16 protein-coding genes are annotated in these 14830 nt (G+C 69.0%); 6 read left to right on the forward strand and 10 right to left on the reverse strand.

Annotated elements, in window-relative coordinates:
* From TsocGM_RS10745 to TsocGM_RS10760, 4 genes are all read left to right on the forward strand, one after another.
* A partial coding sequence (locus TsocGM_RS10745; RefSeq protein WP_126725369.1) for a DUF1553 domain-containing protein occupies positions 1-479 on the forward strand: 479 nt, incomplete at its 5' end.
* A gap of 130 nt (positions 480-609) precedes the next feature.
* A complete protein-coding gene (locus TsocGM_RS10750; protein ID WP_126725370.1) occupies positions 610-2076 on the forward strand; it encodes a DUF1501 domain-containing protein in 1467 nt (488 codons plus the stop codon).
* Between the two features lie 261 nt (positions 2077-2337).
* Positions 2338-2919 carry an RNA polymerase sigma factor gene (locus TsocGM_RS10755; RefSeq protein ID WP_233578738.1) on the forward strand — a complete coding sequence of 194 codons (582 nt, stop codon included), beginning with the start codon at positions 2338-2340 and terminating at the stop codon, positions 2917-2919.
* Positions 2916-3902, forward strand: a complete 987-nt coding sequence (locus TsocGM_RS10760; RefSeq protein WP_126725372.1) for a hypothetical protein — start codon at positions 2916-2918, stop codon at positions 3900-3902. Before TsocGM_RS10755 ends, TsocGM_RS10760 begins: the two co-directional genes overlap by 4 nt.
* A gap of 186 nt (positions 3903-4088) precedes the next feature.
* Here the strand turns inward: TsocGM_RS10760 and TsocGM_RS10765 are convergent, their stop codons facing one another.
* The 4 genes from TsocGM_RS10765 to TsocGM_RS10775 form a co-directional block, all read right to left on the reverse strand.
* Positions 4089-4652, reverse strand: coding sequence for an NUDIX hydrolase (locus tag TsocGM_RS10765; RefSeq protein WP_126725373.1), 564 nt, complete (start codon positions 4650-4652; stop codon positions 4089-4091).
* Positions 4649-5827: a pyridoxal phosphate-dependent aminotransferase gene (locus TsocGM_RS10770; protein WP_126725374.1), complete on the reverse strand. Its 1179-nt coding sequence runs from the start codon at positions 5825-5827 to the stop codon at positions 4649-4651. The genes TsocGM_RS10765 and TsocGM_RS10770 overlap by 4 nt, the downstream gene beginning before the upstream one ends.
* Before the next feature lie 306 nt (positions 5828-6133).
* Positions 6134-6310 carry a hypothetical protein gene (locus TsocGM_RS25990; RefSeq protein WP_158633491.1) on the reverse strand — a complete coding sequence of 59 codons (177 nt, stop codon included), beginning with the start codon at positions 6308-6310 and terminating at the stop codon, positions 6134-6136.
* A 30-nt stretch (positions 6311-6340) separates the two neighbouring features.
* Positions 6341-6796 (reverse strand): universal stress protein, encoded by a 456-nt coding sequence (locus TsocGM_RS10775; protein ID WP_126725375.1) that lies wholly within the window; start codon positions 6794-6796, stop codon positions 6341-6343.
* Between the two features lie 162 nt (positions 6797-6958).
* Here TsocGM_RS10775 and TsocGM_RS27610 point away from each other — a divergent pair, with 162 nt between their 5' ends.
* A complete protein-coding gene (locus TsocGM_RS27610; RefSeq protein ID WP_261341637.1) occupies positions 6959-7081 on the forward strand; it encodes a hypothetical protein in 123 nt (40 codons plus the stop codon).
* A 95-nt stretch (positions 7082-7176) separates the two neighbouring features.
* Here TsocGM_RS27610 and ilvE read toward each other — a convergent pair whose 3' ends face one another.
* From ilvE to lysS, 4 genes are all read right to left on the reverse strand, one after another.
* Entirely contained in the window at positions 7177-8046 is an 870-nt protein-coding gene (gene ilvE / locus TsocGM_RS10780; RefSeq protein ID WP_126725376.1) for a branched-chain-amino-acid transaminase, read from the reverse strand.
* 298 nt (positions 8047-8344) lie between these two features.
* Positions 8345-9055: an ABC transporter ATP-binding protein gene (locus TsocGM_RS10785; protein WP_126725377.1), complete on the reverse strand. Its 711-nt coding sequence runs from the start codon at positions 9053-9055 to the stop codon at positions 8345-8347.
* Between the two features lie 166 nt (positions 9056-9221).
* Positions 9222-10628 (reverse strand): ABC transporter permease, encoded by a 1407-nt coding sequence (locus TsocGM_RS10790; RefSeq protein ID WP_126725378.1) that lies wholly within the window; start codon positions 10626-10628, stop codon positions 9222-9224.
* A gap of 78 nt (positions 10629-10706) precedes the next feature.
* On the reverse strand, positions 10707-12224 hold the full coding sequence (gene lysS, locus TsocGM_RS10795; protein ID WP_126725379.1) for a lysine--tRNA ligase: 1518 nt from the start codon (positions 12222-12224) through the stop codon (positions 10707-10709).
* Between the two features lie 130 nt (positions 12225-12354).
* Between lysS and TsocGM_RS10800 the strand changes: the two genes are divergently transcribed.
* Positions 12355-12723, forward strand: coding sequence for a VOC family protein (locus TsocGM_RS10800; RefSeq protein ID WP_126725380.1), 369 nt, complete (start codon positions 12355-12357; stop codon positions 12721-12723).
* A 301-nt stretch (positions 12724-13024) separates the two neighbouring features.
* Here TsocGM_RS10800 and TsocGM_RS10805 read toward each other — a convergent pair whose 3' ends face one another.
* Positions 13025-13531, reverse strand: a complete 507-nt coding sequence (locus TsocGM_RS10805; protein ID WP_126725381.1) for a DUF1569 domain-containing protein — start codon at positions 13529-13531, stop codon at positions 13025-13027.
* Between the two features lie 20 nt (positions 13532-13551).
* Positions 13552-14826, reverse strand: coding sequence for a nickel-dependent lactate racemase (gene larA, locus TsocGM_RS10810; protein ID WP_126725382.1), 1275 nt, complete (start codon positions 14824-14826; stop codon positions 13552-13554).
* Positions 14827-14830 lie beyond the last annotated feature (4 nt).

The following is a 14830-nucleotide window of genomic DNA, read 5'->3' on the forward strand; positions in this document are numbered from 1 at the left end:
CATCGGGGGGGCCCTTCGGGGTGCTGGCGATTGTCGCTGTGACCCAGTCCACCACGAAGGTGCCTCCCCTTCCATCGAAACTGTCAACCGGGCCCACCCCCATTTCGGCTCTCTTTGCGACAGAGCCCGAGAGCACGCATCCGCTCCAGTCGCTCATCCTGATGAACAGCCGGTTCGCGATCGACCGGGCCAAGGCCCTCGCCGGCCGATTGTTCGCCGAGGAGCCGTCGGACGAGACGGCGAGGATCGATCTCGCCTACCGACTCCTCCTGGCCCGGGAGCCGAACGACCGGGAGCTCGAGCAGGCGATGGCCTTCCTCGACGGCCAGGCGGAGCTGCTGCTCGAGCGGTCCGACGGGGACCCTCCGCTGGCGTCCCCGTCGCCGATCCCGGCGAAAGTCGAACCGGCCGAGGCGGCGGCCTGGGTGGACTTCGCCCTGGCGATGCTCAACCGGAACGAGTTCCTGTACGTTCCCTGATGGAATCGACGGTGATGACCTCCTGACCGGAGGCGCGGCGCCGATCCGATCGCGGTTCGAGGCACTCGCCCCAACCTGGAACCGACGTCGACCTCCCCTCATCGCCGAGAACCCCTCGGAGCTCCTCCCGATGCCCCGACCGAGCCGAACTTGCCCCGGACCCCTCCCCGCGTCGGCGACGATCGACCGGCGGTCGTTCCTCCAGTCGACCGGGGCGAGCTTCGGCCTGCTGGCATTGGCGGACCTCCTGCGGCGCGAGGCCGGGGCGTCGGACGGCGAGCGAGGAGCGATCAACCCGCTGGCGCCCAGGGCGCCTCACTTCGAGGCGAAGGCGAAGCGGTGCATCTTCCTGTTCATGGTCGGCGGGCCGAGCCACCTCGACCTGTTCGACCCGAAGCCGGTGCTGAACCGCCTGCACGGCCAGCCGGTGCCGCCGAGCTTCGGGAAGATCCACAGCCAGTTCCTGGAGTCGGACCCGATCTGTCTGGGATCGACCCGGACGTGGGGGAAGTACGGCGAGAACGGCATGGACATGTCGGACCTGGTGCCGCACCTGCACCCGCTGGCCGACGAGATCGCGCTGATCCGGTCGTGCTCGGTGGACAGCGTGGTGCACGCGCCGGCGCATTACCAGATGAACTGCGGCCGGGTGTTCATGGGGTACCCGAGCCTCGGGAGCTGGGTCGGCTATGGCCTGGGGACCGAGAACGAGAACCTGCCGGCGTATGTGGTGATGACCCAGCCGGAGGGGACTCCCGAAGGGGGAGCCCCTTGCTGGGGAGCCGGGTTCCTGCCGGCGAGCTACCAGGGGACCCTGTTCCGTCCCGGCCCGAAGCCGATCATCGACCTGAAGCCCGCCACCGGGGAATTCTCCCGGGAGCAGCAACGGAGGACGCTCGACCTGCTCCAGTCCATGAACCGGGACGGGCCCGACCCGGGAGAACCCGAGCTGGAAGCCCGGATCGCCTCGTATGAGCTCGCCTTCCGGATGCAGGCCGAGGCTCCGGAGGCGGTGGACCTGTCGGAGGAGCCGGACGAGACGAGAAGGCTGTACGGCCTGGACGACCCGAGGACGAATGAATTCGGAACGCGCTGCCTGCTGGCCCGGAGGCTGGTGGAGCGCGGGGTGAGGTTCGTCCAGGTGTACTCGGGAGGAGGGCCGGTGGCGATGCAGTGGGATGCTCACGCCGATGTGAACGAGAATCACGAGAAGATGTGCGGCCGGACCGACCGGCCCGTGGCCGCCTTGCTGACCGACCTCAAGCGGCGCGGGTTGCTGGAGGAGACGCTGGTGGTCTGGGGAGGAGAGTTCGGCCGCACGCCGGCCAGCGAAGGGGGGAGCCGGGGCCGGGACCACAACGCGACCGGCTTCTCGATGTGGATGGCCGGCGGCGGAGTGAAGGGAGGGACGATCCTGGGGAGCACCGACGAGATCGGCCTGAACGCGGTGGAGGAACCGGCGCACATCAACGATCTGCACGCGACGATTCTGCACCTGATGGGGCTGGACCACACCCGCCTGACCTATCTGCACAGCGGGAGGGATGAGCGGCTGACGGACGTCGGCGGCCGGGTGCTGACGGGCCTGCTGGCCTGAGCCTCGGCCCGGTCATTGCCGCCTCGATCCCCGGTGCGTCGGCCATGAGCCCTCGCGGACAACTTGACGACCCCGTCCTGGGGCCGGGAGAATGGGCCGATTCGACCAGGCGCGCCGGCCATCCCGGCGCGGCGCCAAAAGCGATCGGACCCCAATCGGGAGGCGGGACCGAACCCCCCGCCGGGACTCGGCGTAACCATGGTGAAGGCCACAGGACCTGCGACCGCCGACCTCCTCGCCGAGCAATCGGACGAGCAGCTGATGAGTCGGTATCGGGAGCAGGCCCGAACGGAGGACTTCGACGAGTTGGTCCGGCGCTACGAGCGCGAACTGTACCGGTATCTCGCCCGGTACGTGGGCGATCGAGCCCTGGCCGACGACGTGTTCCAGAATACGTTCCTGCAGCTGCATCTGAAGCGAGGGCTGTATGAGGACGGGCGCCCGCTGCGCCCGTGGCTCTACGCGATCGCGACCCACCAGGCCGTCGACGCGCTGCGGAAGGCAGGCCGGCACCCGACGGTCAGCCTGGACCAGCGGATCGAGGGCTCGGACAGCGATCCCGGCGCCCTGGTCGACCTGCTGACGGGGGAGGAGCCCGGACCGCTGGCCGAGATGCAGAGCGAGGAACGTCGGCAGTGGGTGCGTGGGGCGATCGCCAAGTTGCCCGAAGGGCTGAGGCAGACCTTGATTCTGGCCTACTACCAAGACCTGAAGTACCGAGAAATCGCCGAAATCCTCCGGATCCCGGTCGGCACCGTGAAATCCCGCCTGCACGCCGCCGTGGCGAAGCTCGCCGAGCTGGCCCACGCGGCCGGACCCGATGACAACGGTTCGGTTCCATGAACGACTCCACGCTCTTCGACGAGGCGTTCGGCCAGCTCGACGCCCAAGAGCGCACCCTCTTGGAGCGAGCTGTCGCCGCCGATCCGGCCCTCGCCTTCCGTCGCGACCGCCTGCATCGCGCCCTCGACCTGTTGCTCGACGACGGCGACGACGACCTCGAACCCCCCCCCCGCCTGGCCGAGCGGACCCTGCACCGCATCGCCCGACACGCCGACGAGCCCCGTACCCTGGAATTCGCTCCGAATCGCCCCCGGTTCCGCTGGGCGGACGTCGGCGTGGCGGCGGCGGTCATGCTCATCGGCCTGATGTCGCTGGTCCCGGCCGTCCGGGAGCAGCATCGCCGGGCCGACCAGCTCCTCTGCACCGACAACCTCCGGCAGGTCGGCCTGGCGCTGAATCAGTACGCCACGACGCACGAGAACTACCCGTTCGTCGATCCGTCGTGCCCGGCGGCTTACGTGGGGGCCGCCTTCGTCCAGCTCCGGGACGCCGGCCTGCTGCCGGATCCGGCGGTGCTCGACTGCCCCTGCGGCGGCATCACGGAGGATTCGCGGTCACTGCCCGCGTTTGACGTGATCCTGGACCGGGAGCGCCGGTCTCCCGGCACGTGCCGGGGAGACATCCACGTCGACTACGCCTATCATCTGGGGGTTCGGGGCGGCGACGGTCATCCTGTCCCGATGACGATCCGAGTTTCGAACCATGTGCCGCTGGTCGCCGACCAGCCCCCCTTCCGGCTGGACGACTCGGCCTCCTCCTCCCGGGCGCCGGTCGGGGGCGTGATCCTGGCCGGCAATAGCCCCAACCACGGCGGGGCAGGTCAGAACGTGCTGTTCACCGACGGCAGCGTCTCCTGGAAGCGCACCCGGTGGATCGACGCCAAGGACACCGACCTCTACCTGAACGAGCTGAAGGACATCGGCCCCGGTGTCCATCAGGATGACGCGGTGCTCAGCCCGTGCATCATGCGGTTCCAGCCCTGACCGCACCGCACCGCACCGCACCGCGATGGTCGAGCATTGATGCTCACAAACAAGGAGCCGGCCTCGGGGATCGCCTCCGAGGCCGGCCCCTCGTTTCTTCCCACCGGCCGACCGCCCGGGACGGAGCGGGCCTGGAGGCCGACGGGCCCGGATTCGGTGCCTTCGAGTCCGGTCGGCGGGACGGGATCACGCTCCCGATTCTCGACGCATCCGGTCCCAGTAGAGGATGGCGAGCATGGACTTGGCGTCCTCGATGCGGCCGTCGAGCGCCATGGCGACGGCCTGCTCCCAGGGGACCTCGACGGGCTCGATCTGCTCGTCGAGCTCCCGAGCGTGGGGCCCGGGGCGGAGGTCGTCGCAGCGGAAGAGGTACATCCGTTCGGTGAAGAGGCCGGGGGAGACCCACCACTCGGTGAGCAGGGAGAGCCGGCCGGCGATGTAGCCGGTTTCCTCTCGGAGTTCTCGGAGGGCGCACGCGTCGGGGGGCTCGCCGGGGTCAATCGTGCCGGCGGGGACCTCGAGCAGGGTCTTGTTGATCGCGTAGCGGCGGTTGCGGATCAGGCAGACTCGGGCGCCGCCGTCGAGCAGAGGGAGCAGGGCGACCGCCCCGCGGTGGAGGACGACCTCACGCTCGGCCGTCGTGCCGTCAGAGAGCGTGACGGGTCGTAGGGCCAGGTCGATCTTCTTCCCCCGGTAGAGGATGCGGTCATCCTGGCCGGGAGCGTGATGGGACTGCGCAGGACGGCTCATCGGTTCGGGCCTCGGTCGCGGAAGGAGAGCCAGCCGAGTTCGATGCGGTCGAGCGCCTCGGTCAGCGTGGCCTCGTCGACCGCGAAGCAGATGCGGGCGTGTCCCTCTCCCCCCGAGCCGAAGGCCGATCCCGGCGCGACGCCGACGCGGTGATCCCGGACGAGCGATTCGCACAGCGCGACCGAGTCGGCCAGGCCGTCGAACCGGGGGAAGACGTAAAAGGCGCCCTCGGGGACGGGCACATGGACGCCTTCGATCCGGCGGAGGCGATCGACGGCCAGGTCGCGCTGGCGGGCGTATCGGGCCAGTGCGTCGGCGATGAAGGGCTCGCCGTCCCGGAGGGCCGCTCGGGCCGCCTCCTGGGCGACGCCGAAGGCGTGGCTGACGGCGAACTCCTGGAGGACGGCCATCGACTGGGCCACCTCCGGCGGGGCGATCGCGTAGCCGACGCGCCAGCCGGTCATGCGGTACGCCTTGCTGAAGCTCTGCGCGACGATCGTCCGAGATCGGGCCTCCGGGATCGCCAGCGGGCTGGGGGCGATCGGCGGAGCTCGGTCGAAGACGATCCGCTCGTAGACTCCGTCGGCCAGCAGCCAGAGGTCGTGCCGCTCGCAGAAGGCGAGGAGCCGTCGCCAGTCGTCGGGGGAGGCGGTCCAGCCGGTGGGGTTGCCGGGGCTGGCGACGGCGAGCAGCCGGGTGTTGGGCCGGACGGCGGATGCGAGGAGGTCGAAGTCGAGGATGAAGCGGTCGCCGTCGAGAGAGAGCGGCACCTCGATCGCCTCGGCCCCGGCCACCCGAATGGCGCCGACGAAGTTCGGCCAGAGGGGGGAGACGACGAGGGCGGAATCCCCGGGGCCAACGGTGGCCTCGATCGCCAGGTGGATGGCCATCATGCCGCTGGCGGTGACGACGACCTCGGTGGAGTCGATGGTCCGGTCGTGCAGAAGGCCGACCTGTCGGGCGATCTCGAGCCGGAGCTCAGGGTAGCCGGGATTGGGCGTGTAGTAGGTGCGGTCGGCGTCGAGGGCGGCCTTGGCGGCGTTCTTGATGAAGTCGGGGGTGGGGAGGGTGTCCTCGCCGTAGAACAGACGGAGCGTGCCGGGATGCTGATCGGCCAGCGCGGCGATGGCCCGGATGCGAGAGGGAGCGATCGAGGCGGCGGGGGCGAGTCTCACGGTGGGGCCTCGAGCAGCGGGGGGACGTTGAGATCAGTGGCCTGGACCCGGACTCGGCGCCGACGCTCCCGATCGGGTCGAGGAGGTCGCCCGACGGTGGCAGCGGCCCGCGAAGCCGGCCCCGATGGCCGATGAGAGCGGGACCGCGAGGCCATCGACGATGCGCTGCCTCGCCGCGGAAGCGGTCTGCGGCATGACGGCTCCTCCCAGATGCCTTCCCTGGAAGCCGAGAACCGGGTGGGTGGGCGCTCGGTCCACCCGGGACCAGGACTCGATCACCGAGAAAGCGGGCGGCGCCGGCGAGTCCTAGGGAGCCGGCGCGGTGAACACGTCGAAGAGGGTGTCGGCCACCGCCGTGGCCAGGAGCAGGTTTCCCATCGGCCGCTCGATCCAGGGCACAAGAGGCGGCACGAACGCCACGGTGCCGGCCATGACCAGGATCCACGCCATCGAGGCCGAGACGGTGACGCGGAACGATCGCAAGGGGAACCTCCGGCGGTCGACCGCCCGTCATTAAGGTTTCTTGTCCCGAATCGTCAGAACGGGGCAGGGGGCCTCCCGGACGATGCGCTCGGCGACCGAGCCGAGCAGCACGTGGGCCAGCCCAGTTCGGCCGTGGGTGGAGACGACGATCAGGTCGATGCCATGCTCGGTGGCGTAATCGTGGATCTCATCGACGGCGTCTCCCCACCGGATCTCGGAAACGACGGCGCGGGGCTTGGGCCAGTCGGCGGCGCAAATGGTGGCGAGGGTCTGACGAGCCTGGTCCTCGATCTCCTTGTAGTACTCGGGAGGCATGCTGGCAACGAGCATGGGGTCGGGCCCGGCGGGGACGACGACCTCGGAGAGCACATGCAGCAGGTGCAGCTCGGCCCCAAGGCGATCGGCCAGCTCGCAGGCGAAGCGGACGGCGGCCTCGGAGTGCTTGCTGAAGTCGGTCGGGGCGAGGATGCGGTCGATCTGGATCATGGACCACCGGCGAGGGGAGATGGGCCGAGCGCCCCTTCGACGAGCATGCCCAAGGCATCGGGCGCCGGCATCCACGATGCGGGGGGATGACCCGGGCGGTCAAGAGTGCCGTATGATGGAACCGGGGAATTCCTTCGGATCGAACCGGGCGAGAGGTGGACGATGATCTGGGAACGACTCCTGATCGGCCTGGGGGCGCTGCTGATCGTCGCCGTCCCCGTCCTGCTCGCCGCGGTCGCCTTCTGGATGAGGAGGACGCGGACAAGACAGCAGCGGCGAGACTGAGGAAGGCGGGGAACCCGGGGGTGACCTCCCTCCCCGATCGGACGGCCGAGGAGGCCCGCCCTCGGAGGGCGGCCCTCCGGCGCCGGGCCGATCACTCACGACGCCGCTTCGCCTCGGACGAGCGCGTGGAAGCGGTGGTGAAGATCCTTCGTGATCGGGCCGGGCCGGCCGTCGCCGATGAGGCGGGCGTCGCACTCGATGACGGGGATGACCTCGGCGGCGGTGCCGGTGAGGAAGCACTCATCGGCGGTGTAGACGTCGTGCCGGTCCATCGTGCGCTCGATGACCGTCAGGCCGATCGAGCGGGCCAGGTCGATGACGGCCTCTCGGGTGATTCCTTCCAGGATGCCGGAATCGACCGACGGCGTGTGGATCACGCCGTCTTCGACGACGAAGATATTGTCCCCGGTGCACTCGGCGATGTGACCGGTGTGGTTGAGCATCAGCGCTTCGAGGCAGCCGGCGTTGGTCCCCTCGATCTTGGCGAGAATGTTATTGAGATAGTTGAGCGATTTGATGCGGGGGTTCAGCGCGGCGGGGTGGTTGCGAATGGTGCCGGCGGTAACGATCTTCAAGCCGTGATCGTAGAGTTCGGCGGGATAGAGGGAGATGGAGTCGGTGATGATGATGACCTGGGGGTCGGTCGTCTTGCGGGGGTCGAGGCCGAGGCTGCCGGCGCCTCGGGTGACGACGAGGCGGATGTAGGCGTCGGTCAGGTCGTTGACCTTCAGGGTGTCGAGCACGGCCTCGGCCAGCTCGTCTCGGGCCATCGGGATTTCCAGGTGGATGGCCCGGGCCGAGGCGTAGAGGCGCTGGATGTGTTCCTCCAGCTTGAAGACCTTGCCGCCGTAGGAACGGAGTCCCTCGAAGACGCCGTCGCCGTAGAGCAGGCCGTGGTCGTAGACGCTGACCTTGGCCTCGGCCTTGTCGAAGAGCTTGCCGTTGATGTAGACCTTCAGGCTCATGGCGGGGGCTCCTCGGCGCTCGGCCGGCCGATCGGGGCGCGTGGGGTATGGATCCAGCCAGACCCAGCGGGGCCATGCCCGGTTCGCCCCGGGTCGGAGGTCGGGGCTGGGCCGATCGCGATCGAATACCGGATTCCTGTCTCTGGTTCCAGGTTCCGGATTCCGGAGGCCGGACGCCAGGGCCCAGGTCCGGGACGGCGGATTCCGGATCCGACGGGGATCGGGAACCCGCTTCCGGGAAGGGCCGGAGGCGGGGGCGTCGGGGTGGCCGGGGAGTCGGGGGAGGGTGCGGCGTCGGTCAGGCGAAGACGGGCGACCACTCCTCGAGCCGGCCCTCGGCGAGCCGGACGACCCGGTCGGCCTTGGCGGCGATGGCCAGGTCGTGGGTGACGAGGATCATAGTGAGTCGCCGTTCTCGGTTCAAGTCCCGGAGCAAGTCGAGGACCTCCCGGCCGGTGTTGGCGTCGAGGTTGCCGGTCGGCTCGTCGGCCAGCACGACCGAGGGACCGGCCGCCAGGGCTCGGGCGATGGCGACCCGCTGCATCTCCCCTCCGGAGAGCTCCCCCGGAGTGTGGGTCCGCCGGTGGGAGAGGCCGACGCGGTCAAGCAGGGACTCGGCCTCCCGTCGGATCGATCGGCGTTGGGAGAGGTAGGAGAGCGGGCCGAGGCGGATCGCCAGCGGTAGCAGAACGTTCTCCAGCGCCGAGAGTTCGGGCAAGAGGTGGTAGAACTGGAAGATGAGGCCGAAGGTTCCGTTGCGGAGGGCGTCTCGCTTGCGGCCGGTCAGGTCGTCGATGCGGCGGCCGTCGAGGAAGATGCGGCCGGAGTCGGCGGCGTCGAGCAGGCCGATCAGGTGGAGCAGCGTGCTCTTGCCCGAGCCGCTGGCACCGACGATGGCGAGCAGCTCCCCGCGATCGACCTCCAGATCGACCCCGTCGAGCACGGGGACGGGGTCTCGTCCCTTGCGGTAGGACTTGGACAGGCCGACGGTCGAGAGGTGGGGGTCCATCGGGGCCCTCCTCGGGCATGGGGATGGGGGTCTCACGCGGAGCCGCGGGGGAGCGGAGGGCGGGGGATCGGGGCCGCCGGGCCGGGAGCGCGGGGGTCGGAGGAATGCCTCCTCATCCGGGTCGCTCTGCCCTGGCCGACAGGCCCCCGATCCGCCTTCCTTCGGCTCACTCGTACCGCAACGACTTGACCGGGTGCATCCGCGCCGCCCGCTGCGCCGGCCAGACGCTGGCGGCGACGGCGATCAGCAGCGCCCCGCCGACGATCCAGGCGACGGTGAGCGGCTCGACCAGCGTGGGGATCTCGGGGAAGTAGTAGATGGCGTCGTCGAACACCTTGCGACCGGTCATCACGCTCAGCGCGTCCTCGATCTCGTTGATGTAGCGGACGAACAGCAGGCCGCCGGTCATGCCGACGAGGCTGCCCACCAGCCCCAGTGTCAGGCCGTAACCGAGGAAGATGCCGCGGACGCCGGAATCGGAGGCGCCGAGGGCCTTGAGGATGCCGATGTCCTTGGTCTTCTCGACCACGATCATCGAGAAGATGCCGAGGATGCCGAAGCCGGCCACGGCGATGATGAAGGAGAGCAGGATGTTCAGGATGTTCTGCTCGACCTGAACGGCGGCCAGCAGCGGGCCTTGCTTCTGCTCCCAGGTGGAGACGAGGAATCGGGTCGGCCACTTCCGCTCCAGGGTCAGGCGAATGGCGGAGGCGATGGCCTCCAGGTCGGCGCCGGGGCGGGCCTTGACCTGGATCTGGTTGACGAACCCGTCCTGGCCGCGCAGGAATTGCAGCCGCTCGATGGGCACGAAGACCTGCATCGAGTCGTACTCGCTCATGCCGCTTTTGAAGTAGCTGACGACGGTGAACTCGCCCGTCTTGGCCTCGGGGGTCTTGCCGGCGGAGGGGAAGTGCAGGATGACCTTCGAGCCCTCGGGGGCGATGAACAGGTCCTCGTCCGATTCCGGACGGTGGATGGTTCCGAGCGCGTAGCCCAGGATCATCCCGTCGGCGGGGACGAGGTTGGCCATGTCCTCCAGCAGAATGTCGGCGAAGGGGTCGTCCGGGTCGGTCCGCTGGTAGACCTGGCCGGCGTAGGTGTTCAGGCGGAATTCCTCGGGGACGTGGAAGGTGGGCTCGGCGGGAGGAAGGTCGGCCTGGCCCTCTCGAGGCTGGTGGACGAGATATTCGGCGAATTCGGAGACTCGGGCGCGGTCCTCGGGGCGGACGCCGATGATCTGCACCTCCCGGGTGAGGTACTCGCCGCCGCCGACGGGGATCATGGCGTAGCCGAAGAGCTGGAGCGAGGGGGCCAGGGCGTCGATCTGGTCGCCGGCGGCCTCCTCGATGGCGGCCAGGACCTCGTCCGGGTTGTTGAATCCGTTGAGGCTGAACGACTCGACGATGATGTCCGAGAGCGTGCCGTGCAGCCGCTCCTCCATCATCGTCGAGAACCCGGCCATGACCGAGTTGACCACGATCATCGTCGCCACGCCGAGCATGACGCTAATGATGCTCGCCAGCGCGATGTACCGGGTCCGCAGGTAGCGCCAGCAGAGCAGATACTTGTACATGGTCGGGCGTCTCCTTACGCCGGGTCGGGCTGAGTCTCGGTCGACCGGAGGCGTCCGGCTTTTTCGGAAATCGGACGCTCAGCCCCCTACGCTTCCCAACGACGACTGCGGTCGGAGCAGGGGGAAGAGGATCACGTCCCGAATGCTCGGCCGGTCGAGCAGCAGCATGCAGAGGCGGTCGATGCCGATGCCCAGGCCGCCGGCGGGGGGCATGGCGTGCTTGAGGGCCTTGATGAAGTCCTCGTCCATCTTGGCCATCGACTCCTCCTCGGGGAGCCCGGCGAGTTGCTGGCGGAAGAGCTGCTCCTGGAGGATCGGGTCGTTCAGTTCGGTATAGGCGTTGGCCAGCTCCATGCCGAGCACGAACAGCTCGAACCGCTCGGCGATCTCCGGGCGTCCGGCCTTCCGCTTGGTCAACGGACAGAGCGGGGCGGGGTAGTCGATGACGAAGACGGGTCCGACGAGCTGGTCCTCGACGGCCTCCTCGAACAGCTCGCCGAGGATGACCACGGGATCCTTGCCGGCGGTCTCGAGGCCGAGGGACTCGGCCCTGGCCTTCACGGCCTCGGGGTCGGCCGGATCGACGCCGGCGTGTTCGAGGACGAGCTCGTTGTACGTCTTCCGGGGCCAGGGGGGGGTGAAGTCGACGGTGACGGGGGCGGCCTCGCCCTCGGGGCCGACATGGATGGTGCGGGTGTAATTGCCGTCGACGGCGAGGATGGCGTTGCCGATGAGGGCCTCGGTCAGCTCCATCATGGTGTGGTAGTCGCCGTAGGCCTGGTAGGCCTCCATCATGGTGAATTCGGGGTTGTGCTTGCGGCTGATGCCCTCGTTGCGGTACACGCGACCGAGCTCGAAGACGCGCTCCATGCCGCCGACGAGCAGTCGCTTCAGGTGCAGCTCCAGGGCGATCCGCAAGTAAAGGTCCAGGCCGAGCGCGTTGTGGTGCGTCACGAACGGCCGGGCAGCGGCTCCTCCGGCGATCGACTGCATCGTCGGGCCCTCGATTTCGACGAAGCCTCGGGATTCCAGCGTGCGTCGAATCGACGAGACGATCTTCGAGCGGCCGAGGAAGGTCTGTAGGCTCTCGGGATTGCTGAACAGGTCGAGGTAGCGCATTCGGCTGCGCGCCTCGATATCGGTCAACCCGTGCCACTTCTCGGGAGGCGGAAGCAGCGACTTGCCGAGGAAGGTGAGCGACTCGGCGAAGACGGTGAGCTCGCCGGTCTTGGTGAAGCCGAGGGTGCCGTCGACGCCGAGCAGGTCGGAGAGGTCGAGTTGCTTCGCCAGCTCCCAGGCCTCGGGACCGACCTGCTTCTTGCCGACGAACAGCTGGATGCGGCCGGTCCAGTCGCGCAGCTCCAGGAAGTGGACGTTTCCCTGAACCCGGCGCAACATGATCCGGCCGGCGATCCGGACGCGGGGGCCGGGAACCTCGTCGCCGGGCTGGGCGGCCTCGGGCGCTCGGGCTCGGACATCGGCGATCGCCGAGTGGTCGTCGAACCGGCGGCCCCAGGGATCGACGCCCAGGGCCTCGATCTTGCGGAGCTTCTCGGCGCGGACGGCTTCCAGGTCGTCGTTCTTCTCCTCGGACATCCTCGGGCCTTCGGTGCGAGCGGCGGGGGCGATCGTCGACGTAAGATGAGACGAATTTTAGTCATCCTGCCGGGGCGGTCAACGTCAACCGGTGCGGGAGGAACGGGGATCGGGCGGGGAGCGCATCGGGATGACCCTCTTCATGACGGAGATCCACGCGGGCGATCCGGTTCGGCTCGCGGAGTGGTATGCCAGGACGCTTGGCCTCCTGGTTTCGCTGCGGGACGAGCCGAAGGGGTTTGTCTTGCTGGAGGCCCCCGAGGGCGGCCGGCTGGCGATCAAACGAAGGGAGGACGCGACGGAGCGGCCGAAGGGGATGCGGCTGGTCTTCCAGGTCAAGGACGTGGGGGAGCAGCGGGATCGACTCCTCGGCCTCGGCGTCGCGGTCGGCGAGCAGGCTGAGAACCTCGAGGAGCGTTACCGGGAGGTCCGGCTCTCGGATCCGGAAGGGACGCCGATCACGATCTTCTCCTGGAGCGATCGTCCCGAGGGGGGCTGACCTCGCCGGGCGTCGGCCGATCTCGCCGGCCGACCATGGCGAGGATCGCGACGGAGCACTGGCTCGCGGCCACAACGGCGCCGAACTCGACCGATCCCAGCGCAGCGGTGACGCTGAGTCCGAGCCCGACGGTGCACGCCAGGCCGACGAGGAGTCGACCGTCCCGGGCAGTGATCGCGACGTCCGCCGAGGTGCCCGATGCGATCACCACGACGACCGCGGCTGAGAGTGTCGGGTCGCTCAAGGGAGCCGCCAGCGGGCGCCGAGCATGGGGAGCGGACTCCAATCGGGCGAGGGACGATCAGGAGGGCTGGCCGACGGCTCCCAAGCCGGCCGGGGGAGTGGTCGCCTCGGAGTCCCCGGGGATGAGGAAGCCGAGGTGATGGGCGGCGTGGATCCAGCTCAGTTGTTGCCACTGTTGGAGGGTCAGGTCGACCGCCGGGTGCTGGAGGTCGGCGCTGGAGCAATTCCGGGCGCGTTCGAGGGTGGCGATGCAGGCGTCGATGGACGCCGGGTCGTCGGGGCCGCTCGGGGAGGTCGGGACGAGGGGCTTGAGGGTCGGGAGCCCGGCCCTCATGCGACGGGTGCGGATGACCTGGCGGAAGAGCGGCCCGAAGACCAGGGCCCGGATCGGCCAGGGCAGGCGCCGTTCTCTCCCGTCGAGGGCGACGCGCATCGTGGCCGTCAGATGGTCGCAGATCTGGGCGAGGTTCCACTTGCCGAGCATGGTGTAGCCGCCGGATTGGAGGCGGCGGATCTCGGCGATGACGGAGTCGGCATCGCGGAAGTCGAGCGATCGGCGTTCCATCGGCGGGAACCCTCGGGGATCTAGCCTTCGATCGTGGGCAACACGTAGGGGCCCTTGGGGATGACGGCGACCCGGGCGTTCGGGCCGTACTCGGCGAGCGATGCGGCGAGGGCGGCCTCGACGGTCTCGGCGGGTTCGACGAACAGGCCGGCCAGGGTCTCGGCGGGGAGGCCGTCGGAGACGACCTTCACCCGGGCCTTGCGCCGGACCTTGGCGAGCTCCTCGAGCTGCCACTGGTCGAGCACGAAGTATTCCTTGCCGAGGATGCGTTCCATGAAGACGTCGAGCGAGGGGTTCTCTCGGAAGAGGCTCTGGAACTCGGGGCTGCCGATTCCTTCGCTCAGGCTGGCGGCGAGGATGATCGTGCCGCCTTGCTTGACGATAGGCAGGCAGCCGGTCATCCCTTTGACGGCCTGATAGAAGGTGGTGTCGAGCGGGTAGCCGGCGGAGCTGGTCACGACGACGTCGACCGGCTCTCGGACCGGGGCCGTGACGACGTGCTCGATGAACCGGACGCCCTCCAGGAAGGCGGCCTCCATGTCTCCCGCGACGACGGAGGTGATCCGGCGCTGCTTGTCGAGGGTGACGTTGACAATGAAATCGCAGCCGGCCATGCGGGCGATGCGGGTGTTCTCCTCGTGGACGGGGTTGCCGTCGAGGATGCCGCAATCGGCCTTGGGGTGTTCGAGGAAGTCGGGGCCGTGCCAGATCTTGACCGTCTCGATGGCGGCGATGCCCGGGCAGATGAGCTTGCGGCCCCCGGAGTAGCCGGCCATCAGGTGCGGCTCGATCAGGCCCGTGGCGATCTTCAGATCGGCCTGGACGTAGCGCGAGTCGATCCAGGCGGGAACTCCCTTCGGCGTGGTGCCGAGGAAGGTGTGTTCTTCCAGGGCGGTGCCGTGGTGGTCCTCGACGCGGTACTCCCGGGCGATCGGCTCGCCGAGCATCTCGACGCGCTCGGCCTCGGTGCTTGGCCGGTGCAGGCCGGTGGCGACGAGGATCAGGACGTCCTCGCGCCGGATGCCGGACTCGTGCAGCACCCGGAGCGTGGGGTGAAGGATCGTCTCATTGGGGACCGGTCGGGTGATGTCGCAGACAAGAATGCAGGCGGTTTTCTTGCCCCTGGCCACCTCGCGCAGGGGGGGAGAGCCGATGGGGGCTTCCAGGCTGGCGACGACGGCGGCGTCGGGGTCGTCCAGCGGCGGGACGTCCCGGATCTCCAGCGGGCCGATGACCCGATCGTCGGGCAGTTCGACCTCGAGGCCATTGCGGCCGTAGTCGAGGATCACGCGCATCGCG

This window comes from Tautonia sociabilis (assembly GCF_003977685.1).
GTDB classification, from domain to species: domain Bacteria; phylum Planctomycetota; class Planctomycetia; order Isosphaerales; family Isosphaeraceae; genus Tautonia; species Tautonia sociabilis.

Coding starts and splice junctions, on each gene's coding strand:
- TsocGM_RS10750 (WP_126725370.1), top strand. CDS start 610: ATGCCCCGACCGAGCCGAACTTGCCCCGGACCCCTCCCCGCGTCGGCG.
- TsocGM_RS10755 (WP_233578738.1), top strand. CDS start 2,338: ATGAGTCGGTATCGGGAGCAGGCCCGAACGGAGGACTTCGACGAGTTG.
- TsocGM_RS10760 (WP_126725372.1), top strand. CDS start 2,916: ATGAACGACTCCACGCTCTTCGACGAGGCGTTCGGCCAGCTCGACGCC.
- TsocGM_RS10765 (WP_126725373.1), bottom strand. CDS start 4,652: ATGAGCCGTCCTGCGCAGTCCCATCACGCTCCCGGCCAGGATGACCGC.
- TsocGM_RS10775 (WP_126725375.1), bottom strand. CDS start 6,796: ATGATCCAGATCGACCGCATCCTCGCCCCGACCGACTTCAGCAAGCAC.
- TsocGM_RS27610 (WP_261341637.1), top strand. CDS start 6,959: ATGATCTGGGAACGACTCCTGATCGGCCTGGGGGCGCTGCTGATCGTC.
- ilvE (WP_126725376.1), bottom strand. CDS start 8,046: ATGAGCCTGAAGGTCTACATCAACGGCAAGCTCTTCGACAAGGCCGAG.
- TsocGM_RS10785 (WP_126725377.1), bottom strand. CDS start 9,055: ATGGACCCCCACCTCTCGACCGTCGGCCTGTCCAAGTCCTACCGCAAG.
- TsocGM_RS10790 (WP_126725378.1), bottom strand. CDS start 10,628: ATGTACAAGTATCTGCTCTGCTGGCGCTACCTGCGGACCCGGTACATC.
- lysS (WP_126725379.1), bottom strand. CDS start 12,224: ATGTCCGAGGAGAAGAACGACGACCTGGAAGCCGTCCGCGCCGAGAAG.
- TsocGM_RS10800 (WP_126725380.1), top strand. CDS start 12,355: ATGACCCTCTTCATGACGGAGATCCACGCGGGCGATCCGGTTCGGCTC.
- TsocGM_RS10805 (WP_126725381.1), bottom strand. CDS start 13,531: ATGGAACGCCGATCGCTCGACTTCCGCGATGCCGACTCCGTCATCGCC.
- larA (WP_126725382.1), bottom strand. CDS start 14,826: ATGCGCGTGATCCTCGACTACGGCCGCAATGGCCTCGAGGTCGAACTG.